Below are 14868 nucleotides of genomic sequence, written 5' to 3'. Positions count from 1 at the left end.
CTCTCCAATAAAGTTAGTTTGTCTAGCATCTAAAATAAAAATTGACGTTTCACGTTGTTTGTTTCGTTTAGTTTTCAAAGTTCAACATCGCGTTTCAGCGACTTTTATAATTTAACATTTTGCGTTAAATCTGTCAACAACTTTTTTCTTTCGTTCCTGACGACGCTTATTAATTTACCATATTAATCATTCACAAGTCAACACTTTTAAAAAAAATGCCAAAATAAATTTATTTTGGCATGATATAAAGTTTAATAACCACTAATGCAGCAACACCGGGTAGGCCTAATAAACTTGTAATTGTTGCGGTGCCCAAGTTAATTGGGATATGAAAATCAAAATACGTTCCTACAACATTTACGATAAAAAGTAATGCTACTCCCAAAGTAACATGAAAGAGCGCTTTTCCTATAAAACGCAACGGCTTAGAAGAAACACCAAAAACAAGGAAAATAAAAACTAACGCAAGAATACCAACAATAATAATTGTAGAATTCATTTTTTCCTCCTTATGAATGACCTATACACATTTATTTGTATGGGACAAGACAATAAAAAAGAACGTTTATTATATAACTCCAGTCGTTTCATCTTATTCACCTTGATTCGGCTACACGTTCTTCACAAAAACTATTAATCGATCTTTCCAAACGAATAAAATAAAAAGGCTCTGCTTTTTCAGCAGAACCTTTTACCATTGCTCCATCTTTACAGGACGACGTTTTGCTTCTTTTAGCAAGAAGAAATATTTCGCCTCTGCTATTTTCAAAGAACAAAGTACATCTTGAGATGGTTCAACACTTTGTTCAACCATTCTCTTTTGACGTAACCATTCATTCTTCACCTTTTCTAATAGTACAATTAACTTATCATCATACTCTTTACGCAATTTACCCTTTTTTTGAAAGAACATTTTTGTTTCTCCTCTTATACTTCTCTACGACCTTCTAACGCTTTCGACAGTGTCACTTCATCTGCATATTCTAAATCTCCACCAACTGGCAGACCGTGTGCAATACGAGTCACTTTAATACCTGTCGGCTTTAAGAGGCGGGATATATACATCGCTGTAGCTTCCCCTTCAATATTAGGATTTGTTGCTAATATTACTTCTTGTACTGTTTCATCGTGTAGTCGCTTTAGAAGTTGCGGGATATTAATGTCTTCTGGTCCAATTCCCTCCATTGGAGAGATAGCACCACGTAACACATGATATACACCTTGATACTCTTTCATCTTTTCCATCGCGATTACATCTTTCGGTTCTTGCACGACACAAACAACTGATTGATCTCGATGTGAATCGTTACAAATATAACAAGGATCACGATCAGTAATATGCCCGCACACAGAACAATATGCTAAGTCTCGCTTCGCATTTACAAGTGCTTTTGCAAAACCTAACACATCATCTTCTTTCATATCTAATACGAAAAACGCCAATCGAACCGCTGTTTTCGGTCCGATTCCTGGCAATTTCATAAAACTATCAATTAGTTTTGATATTGGTTCTGGATAATGCATATATCAATATCCTCCTAGAACATTCCACCCGGTAAGTTTAAGCCTTTTGTAAATTTACCCATTGTAGAGTTTGAAAGTTCATCAGCTTTCTTAAGTGCATCGTTTGTTGCAGCTAACACTAAGTCTTGTAACATTTCGATATCTTCTGGATCTACAACTTCTTCTTTCACTTTTACTTCAAGAATTTGCTTATGACCATTTGCAATAACTGTGATCATACCGCCGCCAGCTGTACCTTCAACTGTTTTTTCGCCAAGTTCTTCTTGCGCCTTTGCCATTTCCTTTTGCATCTTTTGCATTTGTTTCATCATGTTATTCATATTTCCCATTCCGCCACGCATCATAATTAATTCCTCCTAATTATTATTACTCTTTTATTTCAATGAGTTCTTGCCCTACTAATTTTACAGCCTCTTCTATGAGAGGATCTTCTTTTTTCTCTGGGCTTTCTTCAGAACTTCCACCTTCACGCTGTAAAAAATCTTCACGGATTTTACCCCATTCACTTTTTGGAATGGCAATCATATTTAATCTTTTACTTAGCAATTCAAATAAAGTTTGTTCCACTGTATCCATAGCCTCTCGATTTTCGCTTGCCATTTTACAGTGAATCTCATATTGGAACGCTAAAACGTAAGTATCATCTGAAGCCGCTACCGGTTCGCTATTTTCTAATAAAACAGCAAACGCTACTTTGTTGTATGCTTTGAGTCTTCCTAACAACTCTCCCCATACAGCTTTTAATTGTTCTAAATCTTGACGCTTCGCTTGCTTTAATACTTCATTTACGCGTCCGACAGGTATCTTCATACTTCCTGTCCGTACTGGCTTTGGTGCTGCACGCGTCTCTCTGACTTCCTGCTGCACACCGGCCGGCACACCATTCTTTTTGACTTGTTCTAACTCTTTCTCTAATTGCTGCATCCTGTTCATAATTGCTTGTAAACGATCTGCACCATTTGCTTGCATCATAAACTGTTGACACAGTTGTACCATAACAACTTCTAAGAAAATTCGCGGATGATTTGTCCACTTCATTTCCTGTTGTGCTTTACTAAGAGTATGAATGATCTCATAGATTACTTCCGGCTGCATTTCTTCACTTAACGTCCGGAATTGCTCATCAACCATTACTCGTTCCAACATATGTTCCAATTGTGGTGAAGTTTGATATAAAAGCATATCACGATAATAGTAAATGAAATCCTCCATAAAGCGAACTGGATCTTTCCCTTTACCCATCATCTCATCTATGATACGTAATGCTCTTGATACATCATTTTCACGTATACATTCTACTAAGTTGCCTAAGTATTGCTGAGAAACAGACCCTGTTACAGCTAATACATCTTCTGTCGTAACAGTCTCATCACTATAAGATATTGCCTGATCAATAAGACTAAGCGCATCACGCATACCACCTTCAGCGGCACGTGCAACAATTTGTAATGCCTCATCTTCTACTTGCGTACCTTCATTGTTCACAACTGTCGATAATCTCTCAACAATATCATTTACTGATATCTTTCGAAATTCGAAACGTTGGCAACGCGAAATAATTGTAGGCGGTATCTTATGCGGTTCTGTTGTCGCCAAAATAAAGATAACATGTCCTGGCGGTTCTTCTAACGTTTTTAAAAGCGCATTGAAGGCACCCATGGAAAGCATGTGAACTTCATCAATAATGTATACTTTATATTCTACAGCACTTGGAGCATATTTTACTTTATCTCTAATATCTCGAATTTCATCTACACCGTTATTTGAAGCCGCATCAATTTCTAATACATCTGAAATAGATCCTTGTGTAATCCCCAAACAAGAAGGACATTCATTACAAGGTTCAGCTACCGGAGCATGTTCACAGTTAATTGCTTTTGCAAACACTTTTGCAATTGTCGTTTTTCCTGTTCCTCTCGGCCCAGAAAATAAATAAGCATGTGAAACTTTCTCTTGAAGAAGGGCATTTTGCAACGTTTTTGTCACGTGCTTTTGACCGACTACATCTTCAAACTTTTGCGGTCTCCATGTTCGGTATAACGCTTGGTATGACACGAAAATACGGCCTCCCTCAAAGGTTATTATCTCATTTATTATAACCCATTCTGTTTATAGATTCCAAAAGTTATTTTCTATACAAAAAACCCACCTTAGTATTAAGGTGAGTTTTGTATACATATATAACTGCCGTGCACCTTCTGTCGATTACGTACCATAAGCGTTACTTAAGCAGTTAGCTCGGTTCAGGCACTCCTGCGGCACACGAGAAGACCCGCTTATTGCTGCTTCCTTCCGGACCTGACAAGGTTCACGGGGTCCCGTTGCGCAGGACCCAAACGTCAACACCACTTACTTAAGGCAGGCCTTACAGCAACATAACCTCGAGAAGGGATTCGGCCTCGCTAGAGCGGATTGCGAGTATAGGGCACCGCTACCTCCCCGCTTAGCACGGCAAAGTTAAAACCAATATTCGGTTGCCTTCATTAAAGGCACTATCAGTATAACTTGTTTTTTTATAAAATGCAAATACGTTAATTCTCTTTACTTTTCTCTAATTTCTTAATCGCTTTTCTTTTTTTACGAAGCGCTCTAAAAAAGTTCGTTAACAGCGTACCGCACTCTTCTTCTAATACACCAGCTACTACTTCACATTGATGATTAAAGCGTTCATCCGTTAACAGATTCATCAATGTCCCTGCACATCCACCTTTCGGATCACTCGCACCATATACAACTCGCTTTACTCGTGATAAAACAATTCCACCCGCACACATCGGGCAAGGCTCTAATGTTACATATAACGTCGCATCTTCTAAACGCCATGTCCCTAATTTTTTGCACGCCTCATCAATAGCTAACAACTCAGCGTGAGCTATCGATCTTTGCTCAGTCTCCCTTAAATTATGAGCAACACTAATTACTTCACCATCCAACACTATAACTGCCCCAATCGGTACTTCTTGTATTGCCTCTGCTTTTTTAGCCTCTTCTATTGCTAACTGCATAAAATGAATATCTTGATCACGTTCCATAACATAGTCCTTTCATTACAAATAAAGTACACTTATTTCCATTTACTACACATGGGATAACTTTTATAAATTCAATCCACCCTAAGAAAAAAAGAGAGGGGATTACATATGAAGAATACTGCCTTACTCATTATCGATATGATTAATGACTTTCAATTTTCACACGGGCCTATCCTAGCCAAAAAATGCGAAATTATAACCAATCCTATTTTACAATTAAAGAAAACAATGAAATCCTTCGGTTGCCCCATCATTTATATTAATGACCATTATCAACTTTGGAGGTCTGATATTGACCAATTGATTACTCATTGTACAAATGAGTATAGTAAAAATATCATTCATAAGATCGCTCCAAATGCTGATGATTACATTTTTATTAAACCACATTACTCTGCTTTTTATGAAACACCTTTAAATTCTTTATTAGGCTATTTAAAAATAGAAAATCTAATATTAACAGGTGTCGCCGGGAATATATGTATCCTCTTTACAGCTAACGATGCTCATATGAGGAATTATACATTGTATGTACCACAGGACTGTATTGCATCTAATGATGATCAGGATAACCTGCATGCTTTAAAAATAATGGAAGCCACATTAAAAGCAAATATAGTACCGTCGTTTCAAATAAAATTTAATTAATACATATATCTATTTTCCAACTTTTTATATCAAATTAACCCGCTCGCTTCCCTCTTGTGCTACAATAATTCTGTTTTGTGTTTTTAGTAGTCACGGTAAATCACTGATTGAAAGGAGGAAACAGCGTGACCGGAGTACCATTTATCACGGTTGAAGGACCAATTGGTGTTGGAAAAACTTCACTTGCGAAGGAAATTTCAACTCACATGCAACTCCACTTACTGAAAGAGATTGTTGATGAAAACCCCTTTTTAGGAAAGTTCTATGAAGACATCGACGAATGGAGTTTTCAAACAGAGATGTTCTTTCTTTGTAATAGATACAAACAATTAGAAGATATTAACATAAAGTATTTGAATCAAAGGAAGCCAGTAGTAGCGGATTATCATATATTCAAAAATGTAATTTTTGCATCCCGTACATTAAAAGATTCTCAATACGACAAGTACATGCAAATCTATCGTATCCTTACACAAGATATGCCAGTTCCAAACGTTATCGTTTATTTAACAGCTAGCCTAGAAACATTACAAAAGCGAATTGCAATGCGCGGAAGAGAATTCGAAAAAAATATGGATCCAAATTACTTACTACAGCTCACAAAAGATTATGAAACAGCAATGGATGCTTTTAAAAAGGACCATCCAGATATCCCAGTATTGAAATTTAACGGAGACGATATGGATTTTGTAAAAAATCCTGATGATTTAAACGTCATCCTATCTGCCCTTCAAAATACTCTCTTAAAGGAGTCGAAATAATAATGAATTTAAGGCAAAAATATGATATACCAAATGACGCAGTAATCACTATCGCTGGAACAGTAGGTGTCGGTAAATCCACTATGACAACTGCATTGGCTAACGCTTTAGGGTATCGCACATCATTTGAAAAGGTAGATTCTAATCCGTATTTGGACAAGTTCTATGCTGATTTCACACGCTGGAGCTTTCACTTACAAGTGTATTTTTTAGCAGAACGATTTAAAGAACAAAAAAGAATTTTTGAATACGGTGGCGGTTTTGTTCAAGATCGCTCTATCTATGAAGACACTGGCATTTTTGCAAAAATGCATCACGAAAAAGGTACAATGACAGAAACTGATTATGAAACATATAAAGGTTTATTTGACGCTATGGTCATGACTCCTTACTTCCCACATCCAGATTTATTAATTTACTTAGAAGGTTCTTTCGATGATATTGTTGATCGTATCCAAGAACGTGGACGTCCGATGGAACAGCAAACACCAATCGAGTATTGGAAAGAGATGCATGGGCGTTATGAAAACTGGATTAACAACTTCAATTCATGCCCTGTTTTACGATTAAACATTAATGAATACGATATTTTAAAAGATGGCGATTCCATTGAACCAATCATAAAAAAAATCGGTCATTTTTTAAAACAAACACGTAAACTTGTAAAATAAAAAACCCGTGCATATGCACGGGTTTTTCTATTAAATTACTTTTTCTTTGTTGGAGCAATAATTTCACTCTCAGGTTTTCCAGCGTTAATACGCTGACGAACAGTACTTGTACTAATATCGTACGCCTCAGCAATCTCTTTAACAGTCATTTCTTTCCCGTTAATTACTGCTGTTAATACTTTACCTGTACGTTTTGGAGCTGCTTCTTTCTTTACAGCTTCTTTTTTAACTTTTTTTGGTGCCTCTACTTTTGTTGCAGTTTGCTTTACATCACAAGTGCAACCACAAAGTTTACGGAATGTATCATCGCTAATAATGCGTGATACATTTGCACCACTGTTTAAAATTCTATTGTTCTTACAGACAGGACATTGTACATAATATAAAGTTTTTCCATCTAAAGGAAACGTTTGTATAATAAGATCCATGTTGACTCCTTTCATATCTATGAAGATAATCATCGGAATATGAGTGTGTAATAAGGACAAAATCGCCTTACACCATACTTTATGATTGGTTTTAAAATAAAAACTCGTTACGTGTGGTAACGAGTTCTCCAATCTCCACTTATATGCGCTGTTGTCAATTATATCTGGAGGAGGTAGAGGGATTCGAACCCCCGCGCGACTCTCGCCGCCTGTCGGTTTTCAAGACCGATCCCTTCAGCCAGACTTGGGTATACCTCCATATTGACATCAAATATAATATCAAAAGAAAAACAGTTAGTCAACCCTACTAAAATAAATTATGAGGAAAGGAAAATTTTACTTTTCCTCTCCTACATCATAGTACTGACAACGCTCATAATTACCAATCACTCATACCGATGAATGTTTATAAATTTACTTAATAACTGTTTTTCCTCCCATATAAGGGCGAAGAACTTCTGGAATTATAATTGTACCATCTTCTTGTTGGTAGTTCTCTAAAATAGCTGCCACCGTACGTCCAATTGCAAGACCAGATCCATTTAATGTATGAACATGTTCTGGTTTGCCGTTTGGCTCACGACGGAAACGGATATTTGCACGTCTCGCTTGGAAAGCCTCGAAATTACTACAAGAAGAGATTTCACGATATGTGCCATAGCTTGGAATCCATACTTCGATATCGTATTTCTTCGCTGCTGTAAATCCTAAATCGCCTGTGCACATGCTCATAACGCGATATGGCAACTCTAATAATTGTAACACGCGTTCTGCATCATTTGTTAGTTTTTCTAACTCTTCATAAGAATCTTCTGGTTTTACGAACTTCACAAGCTCTACTTTATTGAACTGGTGCTGACGAATTAAACCACGTGTATCACGGCCAGCTGAACCTGCTTCAGAACGGAAACAAGAGCTAAACGCAGCATATCTTATAGGCAATTGTTCTTTATTTAAGATCTCATCACGGTGCATATTTGTTACAGGTACTTCAGCTGTTGGAATTAAGAAGTAGTCTTCACTTTCAATACGGAATGCATCTTCTTCAAACTTCGGAAGTTGTCCTGTCCCTGTCATGCTTGCACGGTTTACCATATACGGAGGTAATACTTCTTCATATCCATGCTCATCAGTATGAAGATCAAGCATAAAGCTAATTAAAGCACGCTCTAATCTTGCGCCAGCACCTTTGTAGAATACGAAGCGGCTTCCTGTTACTTTTCCAGCACGTTCAAAATCTAGAATTCCTAAATCTGTAGCAAGATCCCAATGTGGTTTTGGTTCAAAAGCAAATTCCTTCACTTCTCCCCAAGTGCGAGCTACTACATTATCATCCTCTGTTTCACCAACTGGAGCAGATTCGTGCGGAATATTTGGAATAGATAGCATCAATCTTTCTAGATCTTCTTCAACTGTACGAAGTTCGTTATCAAGATCTTTTACTTTTTCTCCAACTTCACGCATTTCTAAAATTAGAGCTTCTGCATCTTTCTTTTCGCGCTTCAATACAGAGATTTGTTGAGATACTTCGTTACGTTTACTTTTTAGTTCCTCTGTTTGAACAAGTAGTTCTCTTCTTCTCGTATCTAATTCTTCAAAGCGACCAAAATCAGTTAAATCTTCGCCTCTATGCTGTAACTTAGCTTTTACTTCTTCAAAATTTGTACGTAAAAATTTAATATCAAGCATTATATACTCCTCCTTTTATTTTATAAAACACAAAAAACTCCCGTCCCTATATAAAGGGACGGGAGTTAACCCGCGTTGCCACCCTAGTTGAAAGCATTACCGCTTTCCTCTCAAGTAGAAATAACGGCTCTTCACCGGGAATGTTTACTAATCATAAAGATATTCCACATTCCATTCCAGGATGGATTCACAAACTGTTTCTATCGATTTCCACCAACCATCGACTCTCTATAAGAAACGACATTTGTTACTACTTCCTATCAACACGCTTATTTTATAAAATTGTTACCATCAATTTACTATAATCTTATACAAGTTGCAAGTTACTTATACAACTTTTTTCATTTTCGCTTCTTTTACCATTTCTACAAAGTATGCTGTTACACGATGATCATCTGTTAATTCCGGATGGAAAGAAGCAGCTAAAAACGGCCCTTGCCTTACCGCTACCATTCGATCACCATGTGTAGAAAGTACCTCAACATCATCCGCTACATTTACAACATACGGGGCACGAATAAATACGCCAACAAAATCTTCTCCCACACCTTTAATAGAAAGTGCAGCTTCAAAGCTATCTTTTTGACGTCCAAACGCATTGCGCTCAACTGTAATATCCATAGCACCAATATGTGCTTCGTCATAGCCAATAAGTGTTTTTGCGAGAAGAATCATTCCTGCACATGTACCAAACATTGGTTTACCAGACTTCGCAAATGTACGAAGCGGTTCCATGAAAGCATACTTATCAATAAGACGGCGCATAGTTGTACTTTCACCGCCTGGTAAAATAAGACCATCAATCTCTTCAAGTTGTTCTATACGCTTTACAACAACAGCTTCTGCACCACTTGCTTCAACTGATTTTACATGTTCACGAACTGCACCTTGAAGACCTAGTACACCGATTTTCACCATTTTAAAGTTCTCCTTCAATTACCATCCACGCTCTTGCATGCGTTGCTCTGGTAGTAACGTTGAAATTTCAATACCTTTCATCGCATTACCTAATCCTTTAGAAAGGCTTGCAATTAACTCGTAATCCTCATAATGAGTTGTCGCTTCAACGATTGCACGTGCAAATTTCGCTGGATTCTCTGATTTAAAGATACCAGATCCAACAAATACACCATCCGCACCAAGTTGCATCATTAACGCTGCATCTGCTGGTGTTGCTACACCACCTGCTGCAAAGTTTACAACCGGCAAACGACCAAGGCGTTTAATTTCAAGTAGTACTTCATAAGGAGCACCAGTATTTTTTGCATATGTCATTAATTCATCTTCACGTAGACTTGCAACTTGACGGATTTCTGCATTGACTTGACGCATATGACGCACTGCCTCTACAATGTTTCCTGTTCCTGGTTCGCCTTTTGTACGAAGCATAGATGCACCTTCTGCAATACGACGTGCAGCTTCTCCGATATCACGGCAACCACATACAAATGGAACTGTGTAATCACGTTTATTTAAATGGTATACTTCATCGGCTGGAGTTAATACTTCACTCTCATCGATATAGTCTACCCCTAATGATTCTAATACACGTGCTTCTACAAGGTGACCGATACGGCATTTTGCCATAACCGGAATTGACACTGCACCCATAACTTCTTCAACGATTGTTGGGTCTGCCATACGAGAAACGCCACCTGCTGCACGAATATCTGCTGGTACACGCTCTAATGCCATAACGGCAACTGCGCCTGCCTCTTCTGCAATTTTTGCTTGTTCAGCGTTAATTACGTCCATAATAACGCCGCCTTTTTGCATTTCTGCCATTCCACGTTTTACACGTTCTGTCCCTGTTACATTTGTCATGTTACAAAAACCCCCCTAGGTGAATTGCTTTTCCCCGTTAAAGGCGAAAATTAAGAATACTCTTACATTCTACCACTAACTATCAGATGCTTGTCTACTACTTTTTCATAAAGTCGGTATGAAAAATAGGAATAAGAAAAAGCCCCTACAATGAGGAGCTTTTAAAACCAACCTTTTACTGTATCAACAGCACTATTCCATATACCACTAAAGAAAGAACCAATTCCGCGCATAGCACGAGTAAACCAGTTTGCTTCTTCTACTTCAGATGTTGTTACAAGATCCACTTGTAACGACTTACCAGTTAAAAATCCAGGGTCGTTTGCATCTTTTGGCGTAATTACCATTTGACCAAGCGCAGCTCCCTTTTTAATAGGTGCTTCTTGTCCCTTACTTGATTCTTTTAATTCTGTTTTATAAACATCTTTACTTCCTTTTGGTACTGGAAGTGAAATGGCTTGTTTCGTTTGAACTGCTACATCTTTGTCTTTCGCATTTTCTACTCGTACTGTTTCTTGTCCTTTTACTGAAGAACCTTTTTTATACATTTGTTTCATTTCAAAGTTAGCAAATCCATAATCATATAGCTTCTTTGTTTCATCAAAACGTGCTGTATGAGAACTTGTTTTAATCACTACAGAAATAAAACGCATACCGTTTCTTTCAACCGTACCAGTGAAGCAATCTCCCGCTTCTGGAGTTGAGCCTGTTTTTAGGCCATCTACGCCATCATATTCTTTAACTAAGCCCTTTAACATCCAGTTCCAGTTCGACATTGCAAACTTCTCTTTTTCTGGACGGAATTCTTTTTTCGGGATTTTTGCTGTATCTAACACTTTTGGATAATCTTTAATTAAATGTTGTGCTAAAGTTGCAACATCCTTTGCAGACATTTTATTTTCTTCATCCGCTGTTGTTCCTTCTGGATGCATTCCCTTTAAATCTTTATTCGTTAAACCTGTAGAATTGACAAATTTATAATTTTTCAATCCTAGTTCTTTCGATTTATTATTCATCATTTTTACGAAATCTACTTCTTTACCTGCAATTGCTTCTGCTAATGCAATCGTTGCACCATTTGCAGAGAAGATTGCCATTGCCTCGTATAACTCTTTTACTGTATAAGAACCACCATTTTCTAATGCCACATTTGATAATGAAGCATCTTGTGAAACTTTATACGCATATTCAGAAACCTTAATTTTCTGATCCCACTTAAGCTTTCCTTTATCCACTGCTTCGTGAACTAAATACTCACTCATCATCTTCGTCATACTAGCAATGGATAATAATTCATCTGCATTCTTTTGATATACAATTTTTCCAGAATTCGCTTCAACTAAAATTGCCGCACCTGCTTCAATATTTAAAGCAGCTCCTGTTTCAGCTGATGCATTGCTATATGGTAACAACATACTACACGCTAGTGTAAGCATTGTTACTAGTGCAATGAATCTTTTGCAAAACATACCTTTCACTTTTGCTACCCCCAATATCTATGTACTCACATAACCGTTATTCTAACATAATCAAAAAAAAATAGACAGAGATATAAAATCTCCGTCTATTTATATATAAGACATTATAATGAGTAGTTTGGAGCCTCTTTTGTAATTTGTACGTGATGAGGATGACTTTCAAGTAAACCAGCACCTGACATACGAACAAATTGTGCATTCTCACGTAAGAATTCTAAATCTTGTGCTCCGCAATATCCCATACCTGCACGTAATCCACCAACTAATTGATGAACTGTATCTGCTAAAGGTCCTTTATATGGTACTCGTCCTTCAATACCTTCTGGAACAAGTTTTTTATTTCCTTCTTGGAAATAACGATCTTTACTTCCTTTTTCCATCGCTCCGACAGAACCCATACCACGATATACTTTAAATTGGCGACCTTGATAAATTTCAGTTTCACCAGGACTTTCAGCAACACCAGCAAACATACTACCTAGCATAACAACATGTGCTCCTGCTGCTAAAGCTTTAACCATATCACCAGAGTACTTAATACCACCGTCAGCGATAACTGGGATACCGTGTTTACGAGCTTCTGTTGCACAATCATAAACCGCTGTTAATTGTGGTACACCAACGCCAGCTACAACACGTGTTGTACAGATAGAGCCTGGTCCAATACCAACTTTAACTACGTTTGCCCCTGCTTCAATTAATGCTCTTGTTGCTTCAGCAGTAGCAACATTTCCAGCGATAATATTTAATGATGGATACTTTGCACGAACTTCTTTTACTTTATCAATAACGCCTTGAGAATGTCCATGGGCTGTATCAAGTACGATTGCATCTACGCTAGCTTTTACTAATGCGTCAATGCGAGTCATAGCATCAGCCGTTACACCAACTGCTGCTCCAACTAATAAGCGCCCTTGCTTATCCTTCGCAGAATTTGGGAATTCAATTACTTTTTCAATATCTTTTATTGTAATAAGCCCTTGTAATACACCGTTGTTATCAACAAGAGGGAGTTTTTCAATTTTATACTTTTGTAGGATCTTTTCAGCCTCATCTAGCGTTGTACCAACTGGAGCTGTAATTAGCTGTTCTTTTGTCATTACGTCGGAAATTTTGATTGAGTAGTCTTGGATAAAACGCATATCACGGTTTGTAATAATACCAACTAATTTTCGCTCGTCTAAATTATTTACAACCGGTACACCTGAGATACGATATTTCCCCATAAGGTGCTCTGCATCATACACTTGATGTTCTGGAGTTAAAAAGAAAGGATCTGAAATAACACCACTTTCAGAACGTTTTACTTTATCAACCTGCTCGGCTTGTTGTTCAATAGACATATTTTTATGAATAATTCCTAAACCGCCTTGACGAGCCATTGCAATAGCCATATCCGCTTCTGTTACTGTATCCATTCCTGCACTAATTAACGGGATGTTTAACTGTAAGCTTTCAGATAAAACTGTTTTAACACTTACTTCTCTTGGTAGTACATCTGACTTTGCTGGTACAAGTAATACGTCATCAAAAGTCAAACCTTCTTTAACAAATTTAGATTCCCACATAATTGTTCCCCCCATGATACCAGAAATTATTATTAGTAGCTTATCAATTGGTTAAAATACTGTCAAGGACGTATATATATGTTAGAATTTTTAGACAATAAAAGGAGCGTAATATATGCATCAAACACATTGTACTTGGCAGCAATTAAGTTTCTTCTTTTCATCTCAAAATGTACAACGTTATCTTGCCCGTTGTTATGAAAAATCCTCCATACAAAATGCTGAAAAAAAAAGTTTTGAAAATTGTTATCCCTTTATTTATTACTTAGAACATGGGAAAAATTATTATGAATTATATAAGGTAGCTCCCTTTTCAATTCAGCCAATGTTATTGTTTTATGGAATGAGCCAACTTTTTAAAGCATGCTTATTAACTATTGATCCGAACTATCCTGAATCCACTACTGTTTTAGCTCATGGTGTTACGACTCGTAAGCGGAAAAAACAGGGATATCAATTTTTAGAAGATGAGGTAAAGGTACAAAAAAATGGATTATTTACTCATGTGGCAGAACAGCTGTTTCACATGAAACACTTAGAATCAGAGAAGTTTAACATGTTGGATTTAATGGGGAATATTCCTGAATTACAAAACTTATTTCGCTATAGTCAACGAGGTGCCACTTTGTATAAAATTGATTCAACAAATGCAAATGAACTTTCCTTTTCAGTCAATATACTAGATCGACTTCATATGACTTCAGAAAGATTTTCACGTTATATTGAATCAATTTGTAAGCACTTATCCGTGCAACATGTTACTGGGAAAACGAGCGCCTCCAATTTGCTTTTTACAGCTCCTATTCAATCGTGGAATCCTATATATAGTACGCCTTTATACTACGAATATCTCGCTGATACTTATTACTTACCACTTACAACTGACCCTAGAAATCCTAAACCCGTATTACCTGAACTTCTTGTTCACTATTTATTGCTCTACAATTTAAGTATGATTTCTAGATACGAAACAGATTGGTGGTATGATTTACTTGGAAGCTATGGCTCTGAAGATTACCCATTTATTTATCAATTTCTTACTATTTCTGCTCAAAAAATTCCTTACTATATTTCGAATTTTTTACTAACAGAACCGAACCTATTTCATGGGAAATAAAAAAACACAAGTCAAAAGACTTGTGTTTTTAGTTGCTTGGCGACGTCCTACTCTCACAGGGACAAGGTCCCAACTACCATCGGCGCTAGAGAGCTTAACTTCCGTGTTCGGTATGGGAACGGGTGTGA

16 protein-coding genes, 1 tRNA gene, 1 rRNA gene, 1 other RNA gene and 1 other annotated feature are annotated in these 14868 nt (G+C 37.1%); of the genes, 4 read left to right on the top strand and 15 right to left on the bottom strand.

What is annotated here, in order from left to right:
* Positions 1-229: 229 nt before the first annotated feature.
* The 7 genes from ACTFR9_RS27315 to tadA form a co-directional block, all read right to left on the bottom strand.
* On the bottom strand, positions 230-499 hold the full coding sequence (locus ACTFR9_RS27315) for a pro-sigmaK processing inhibitor BofA family protein (RefSeq protein ID WP_001089262.1): 270 nt from the start codon (positions 497-499) through the stop codon (positions 230-232).
* Positions 500-691: 192 nt separating this feature from the next.
* Complete coding sequence (locus ACTFR9_RS27310; protein ID WP_000466020.1) at positions 692-913, bottom strand: YaaL family protein; 222 nt, start codon at positions 911-913, stop codon at positions 692-694.
* 14 nt (positions 914-927) lie between these two features.
* A complete protein-coding gene (gene recR / locus ACTFR9_RS27305; protein WP_000559169.1) occupies positions 928-1524 on the bottom strand; it encodes a recombination protein RecR in 597 nt (198 codons plus the stop codon).
* Positions 1525-1538: 14 nt separating this feature from the next.
* Complete coding sequence (locus tag ACTFR9_RS27300; protein WP_001996460.1) at positions 1539-1865, bottom strand: YbaB/EbfC family nucleoid-associated protein; 327 nt, start codon at positions 1863-1865, stop codon at positions 1539-1541.
* A 25-nt stretch (positions 1866-1890) separates the two neighbouring features.
* Complete coding sequence (gene dnaX, locus ACTFR9_RS27295) at positions 1891-3579, bottom strand: DNA polymerase III subunit gamma/tau (RefSeq protein WP_000121557.1); 1689 nt, start codon at positions 3577-3579, stop codon at positions 1891-1893.
* 132 nt (positions 3580-3711) lie between these two features.
* Positions 3712-3976: signal recognition particle sRNA large type (gene ffs, locus ACTFR9_RS27290), an RNA gene on the bottom strand.
* A gap of 79 nt (positions 3977-4055) precedes the next feature.
* A complete protein-coding gene (gene tadA / locus ACTFR9_RS27285) occupies positions 4056-4556 on the bottom strand; it encodes a tRNA adenosine(34) deaminase TadA (RefSeq protein WP_000439008.1) in 501 nt (166 codons plus the stop codon).
* A 108-nt stretch (positions 4557-4664) separates the two neighbouring features.
* Here tadA and ACTFR9_RS27280 point away from each other — a divergent pair, with 108 nt between their 5' ends.
* The 3 genes from ACTFR9_RS27280 to ACTFR9_RS27270 all read left to right on the top strand — a co-directional run bounded on the left by ACTFR9_RS27280 (position 4665) and on the right by ACTFR9_RS27270 (position 6636).
* Positions 4665-5204: an isochorismatase family cysteine hydrolase gene (locus tag ACTFR9_RS27280; RefSeq protein ID WP_000798715.1), complete on the top strand. Its 540-nt coding sequence runs from the start codon at positions 4665-4667 to the stop codon at positions 5202-5204.
* Between the two features lie 125 nt (positions 5205-5329).
* On the top strand, positions 5330-5965 hold the full coding sequence (locus ACTFR9_RS27275) for a deoxynucleoside kinase (RefSeq protein WP_000148224.1): 636 nt from the start codon (positions 5330-5332) through the stop codon (positions 5963-5965).
* A gap of 2 nt (positions 5966-5967) precedes the next feature.
* Positions 5968-6636 carry a deoxynucleoside kinase gene (locus tag ACTFR9_RS27270; RefSeq protein ID WP_001053585.1) on the top strand — a complete coding sequence of 223 codons (669 nt, stop codon included), beginning with the start codon at positions 5968-5970 and terminating at the stop codon, positions 6634-6636.
* Between the two features lie 35 nt (positions 6637-6671).
* Here the strand turns inward: ACTFR9_RS27270 and ACTFR9_RS27265 are convergent, their stop codons facing one another.
* From ACTFR9_RS27265 to guaB, 7 genes are all read right to left on the bottom strand, one after another.
* Complete coding sequence (locus ACTFR9_RS27265) at positions 6672-7064, bottom strand: DUF3797 domain-containing protein (RefSeq protein WP_000364200.1); 393 nt, start codon at positions 7062-7064, stop codon at positions 6672-6674.
* A 165-nt stretch (positions 7065-7229) separates the two neighbouring features.
* Positions 7230-7322: transfer RNA gene (locus ACTFR9_RS27260), tRNA-Ser, on the bottom strand.
* A 156-nt stretch (positions 7323-7478) separates the two neighbouring features.
* Positions 7479-8753: a serine--tRNA ligase gene (serS, locus tag ACTFR9_RS27255; RefSeq protein ID WP_000884181.1), complete on the bottom strand. Its 1275-nt coding sequence runs from the start codon at positions 8751-8753 to the stop codon at positions 7479-7481.
* Positions 8754-8804: 51 nt separating this feature from the next.
* Positions 8805-9026 (bottom strand) — a binding site (T-box leader).
* Positions 9027-9080: 54 nt separating this feature from the next.
* Positions 9081-9671, bottom strand: coding sequence for a pyridoxal 5'-phosphate synthase glutaminase subunit PdxT (gene pdxT / locus ACTFR9_RS27250; protein ID WP_000238780.1), 591 nt, complete (start codon positions 9669-9671; stop codon positions 9081-9083).
* Positions 9672-9689: 18 nt separating this feature from the next.
* Entirely contained in the window at positions 9690-10577 is an 888-nt protein-coding gene (gene pdxS, locus ACTFR9_RS27245; RefSeq protein ID WP_000186156.1) for a pyridoxal 5'-phosphate synthase lyase subunit PdxS, read from the bottom strand.
* A 161-nt stretch (positions 10578-10738) separates the two neighbouring features.
* Positions 10739-12046: a D-alanyl-D-alanine carboxypeptidase DacA gene (gene dacA / locus ACTFR9_RS27240; protein WP_129075294.1), complete on the bottom strand. Its 1308-nt coding sequence runs from the start codon at positions 12044-12046 to the stop codon at positions 10739-10741.
* 113 nt (positions 12047-12159) lie between these two features.
* Positions 12160-13623: an IMP dehydrogenase gene (guaB, locus tag ACTFR9_RS27235; RefSeq protein WP_000264079.1), complete on the bottom strand. Its 1464-nt coding sequence runs from the start codon at positions 13621-13623 to the stop codon at positions 12160-12162.
* A gap of 115 nt (positions 13624-13738) precedes the next feature.
* Here guaB and ACTFR9_RS27230 point away from each other — a divergent pair, with 115 nt between their 5' ends.
* Complete coding sequence (locus ACTFR9_RS27230; protein WP_000554273.1) at positions 13739-14740, top strand: YaaC family protein; 1002 nt, start codon at positions 13739-13741, stop codon at positions 14738-14740.
* A 34-nt stretch (positions 14741-14774) separates the two neighbouring features.
* Here ACTFR9_RS27230 and rrf read toward each other — a convergent pair.
* Positions 14775-14868, bottom strand: a 5S ribosomal RNA gene (gene rrf, locus ACTFR9_RS27225); the annotation flags it as partial.

Origin of the sequence: Bacillus cereus group sp. MYBK222-1 (assembly GCF_051916425.1) — a bacterium.
In the GTDB taxonomy this organism is placed as follows: domain Bacteria; phylum Bacillota; class Bacilli; order Bacillales; family Bacillaceae_G; genus Bacillus_A; species Bacillus_A paranthracis.
This window is presented reverse-complemented; position numbering and strand designations above follow the sequence as displayed.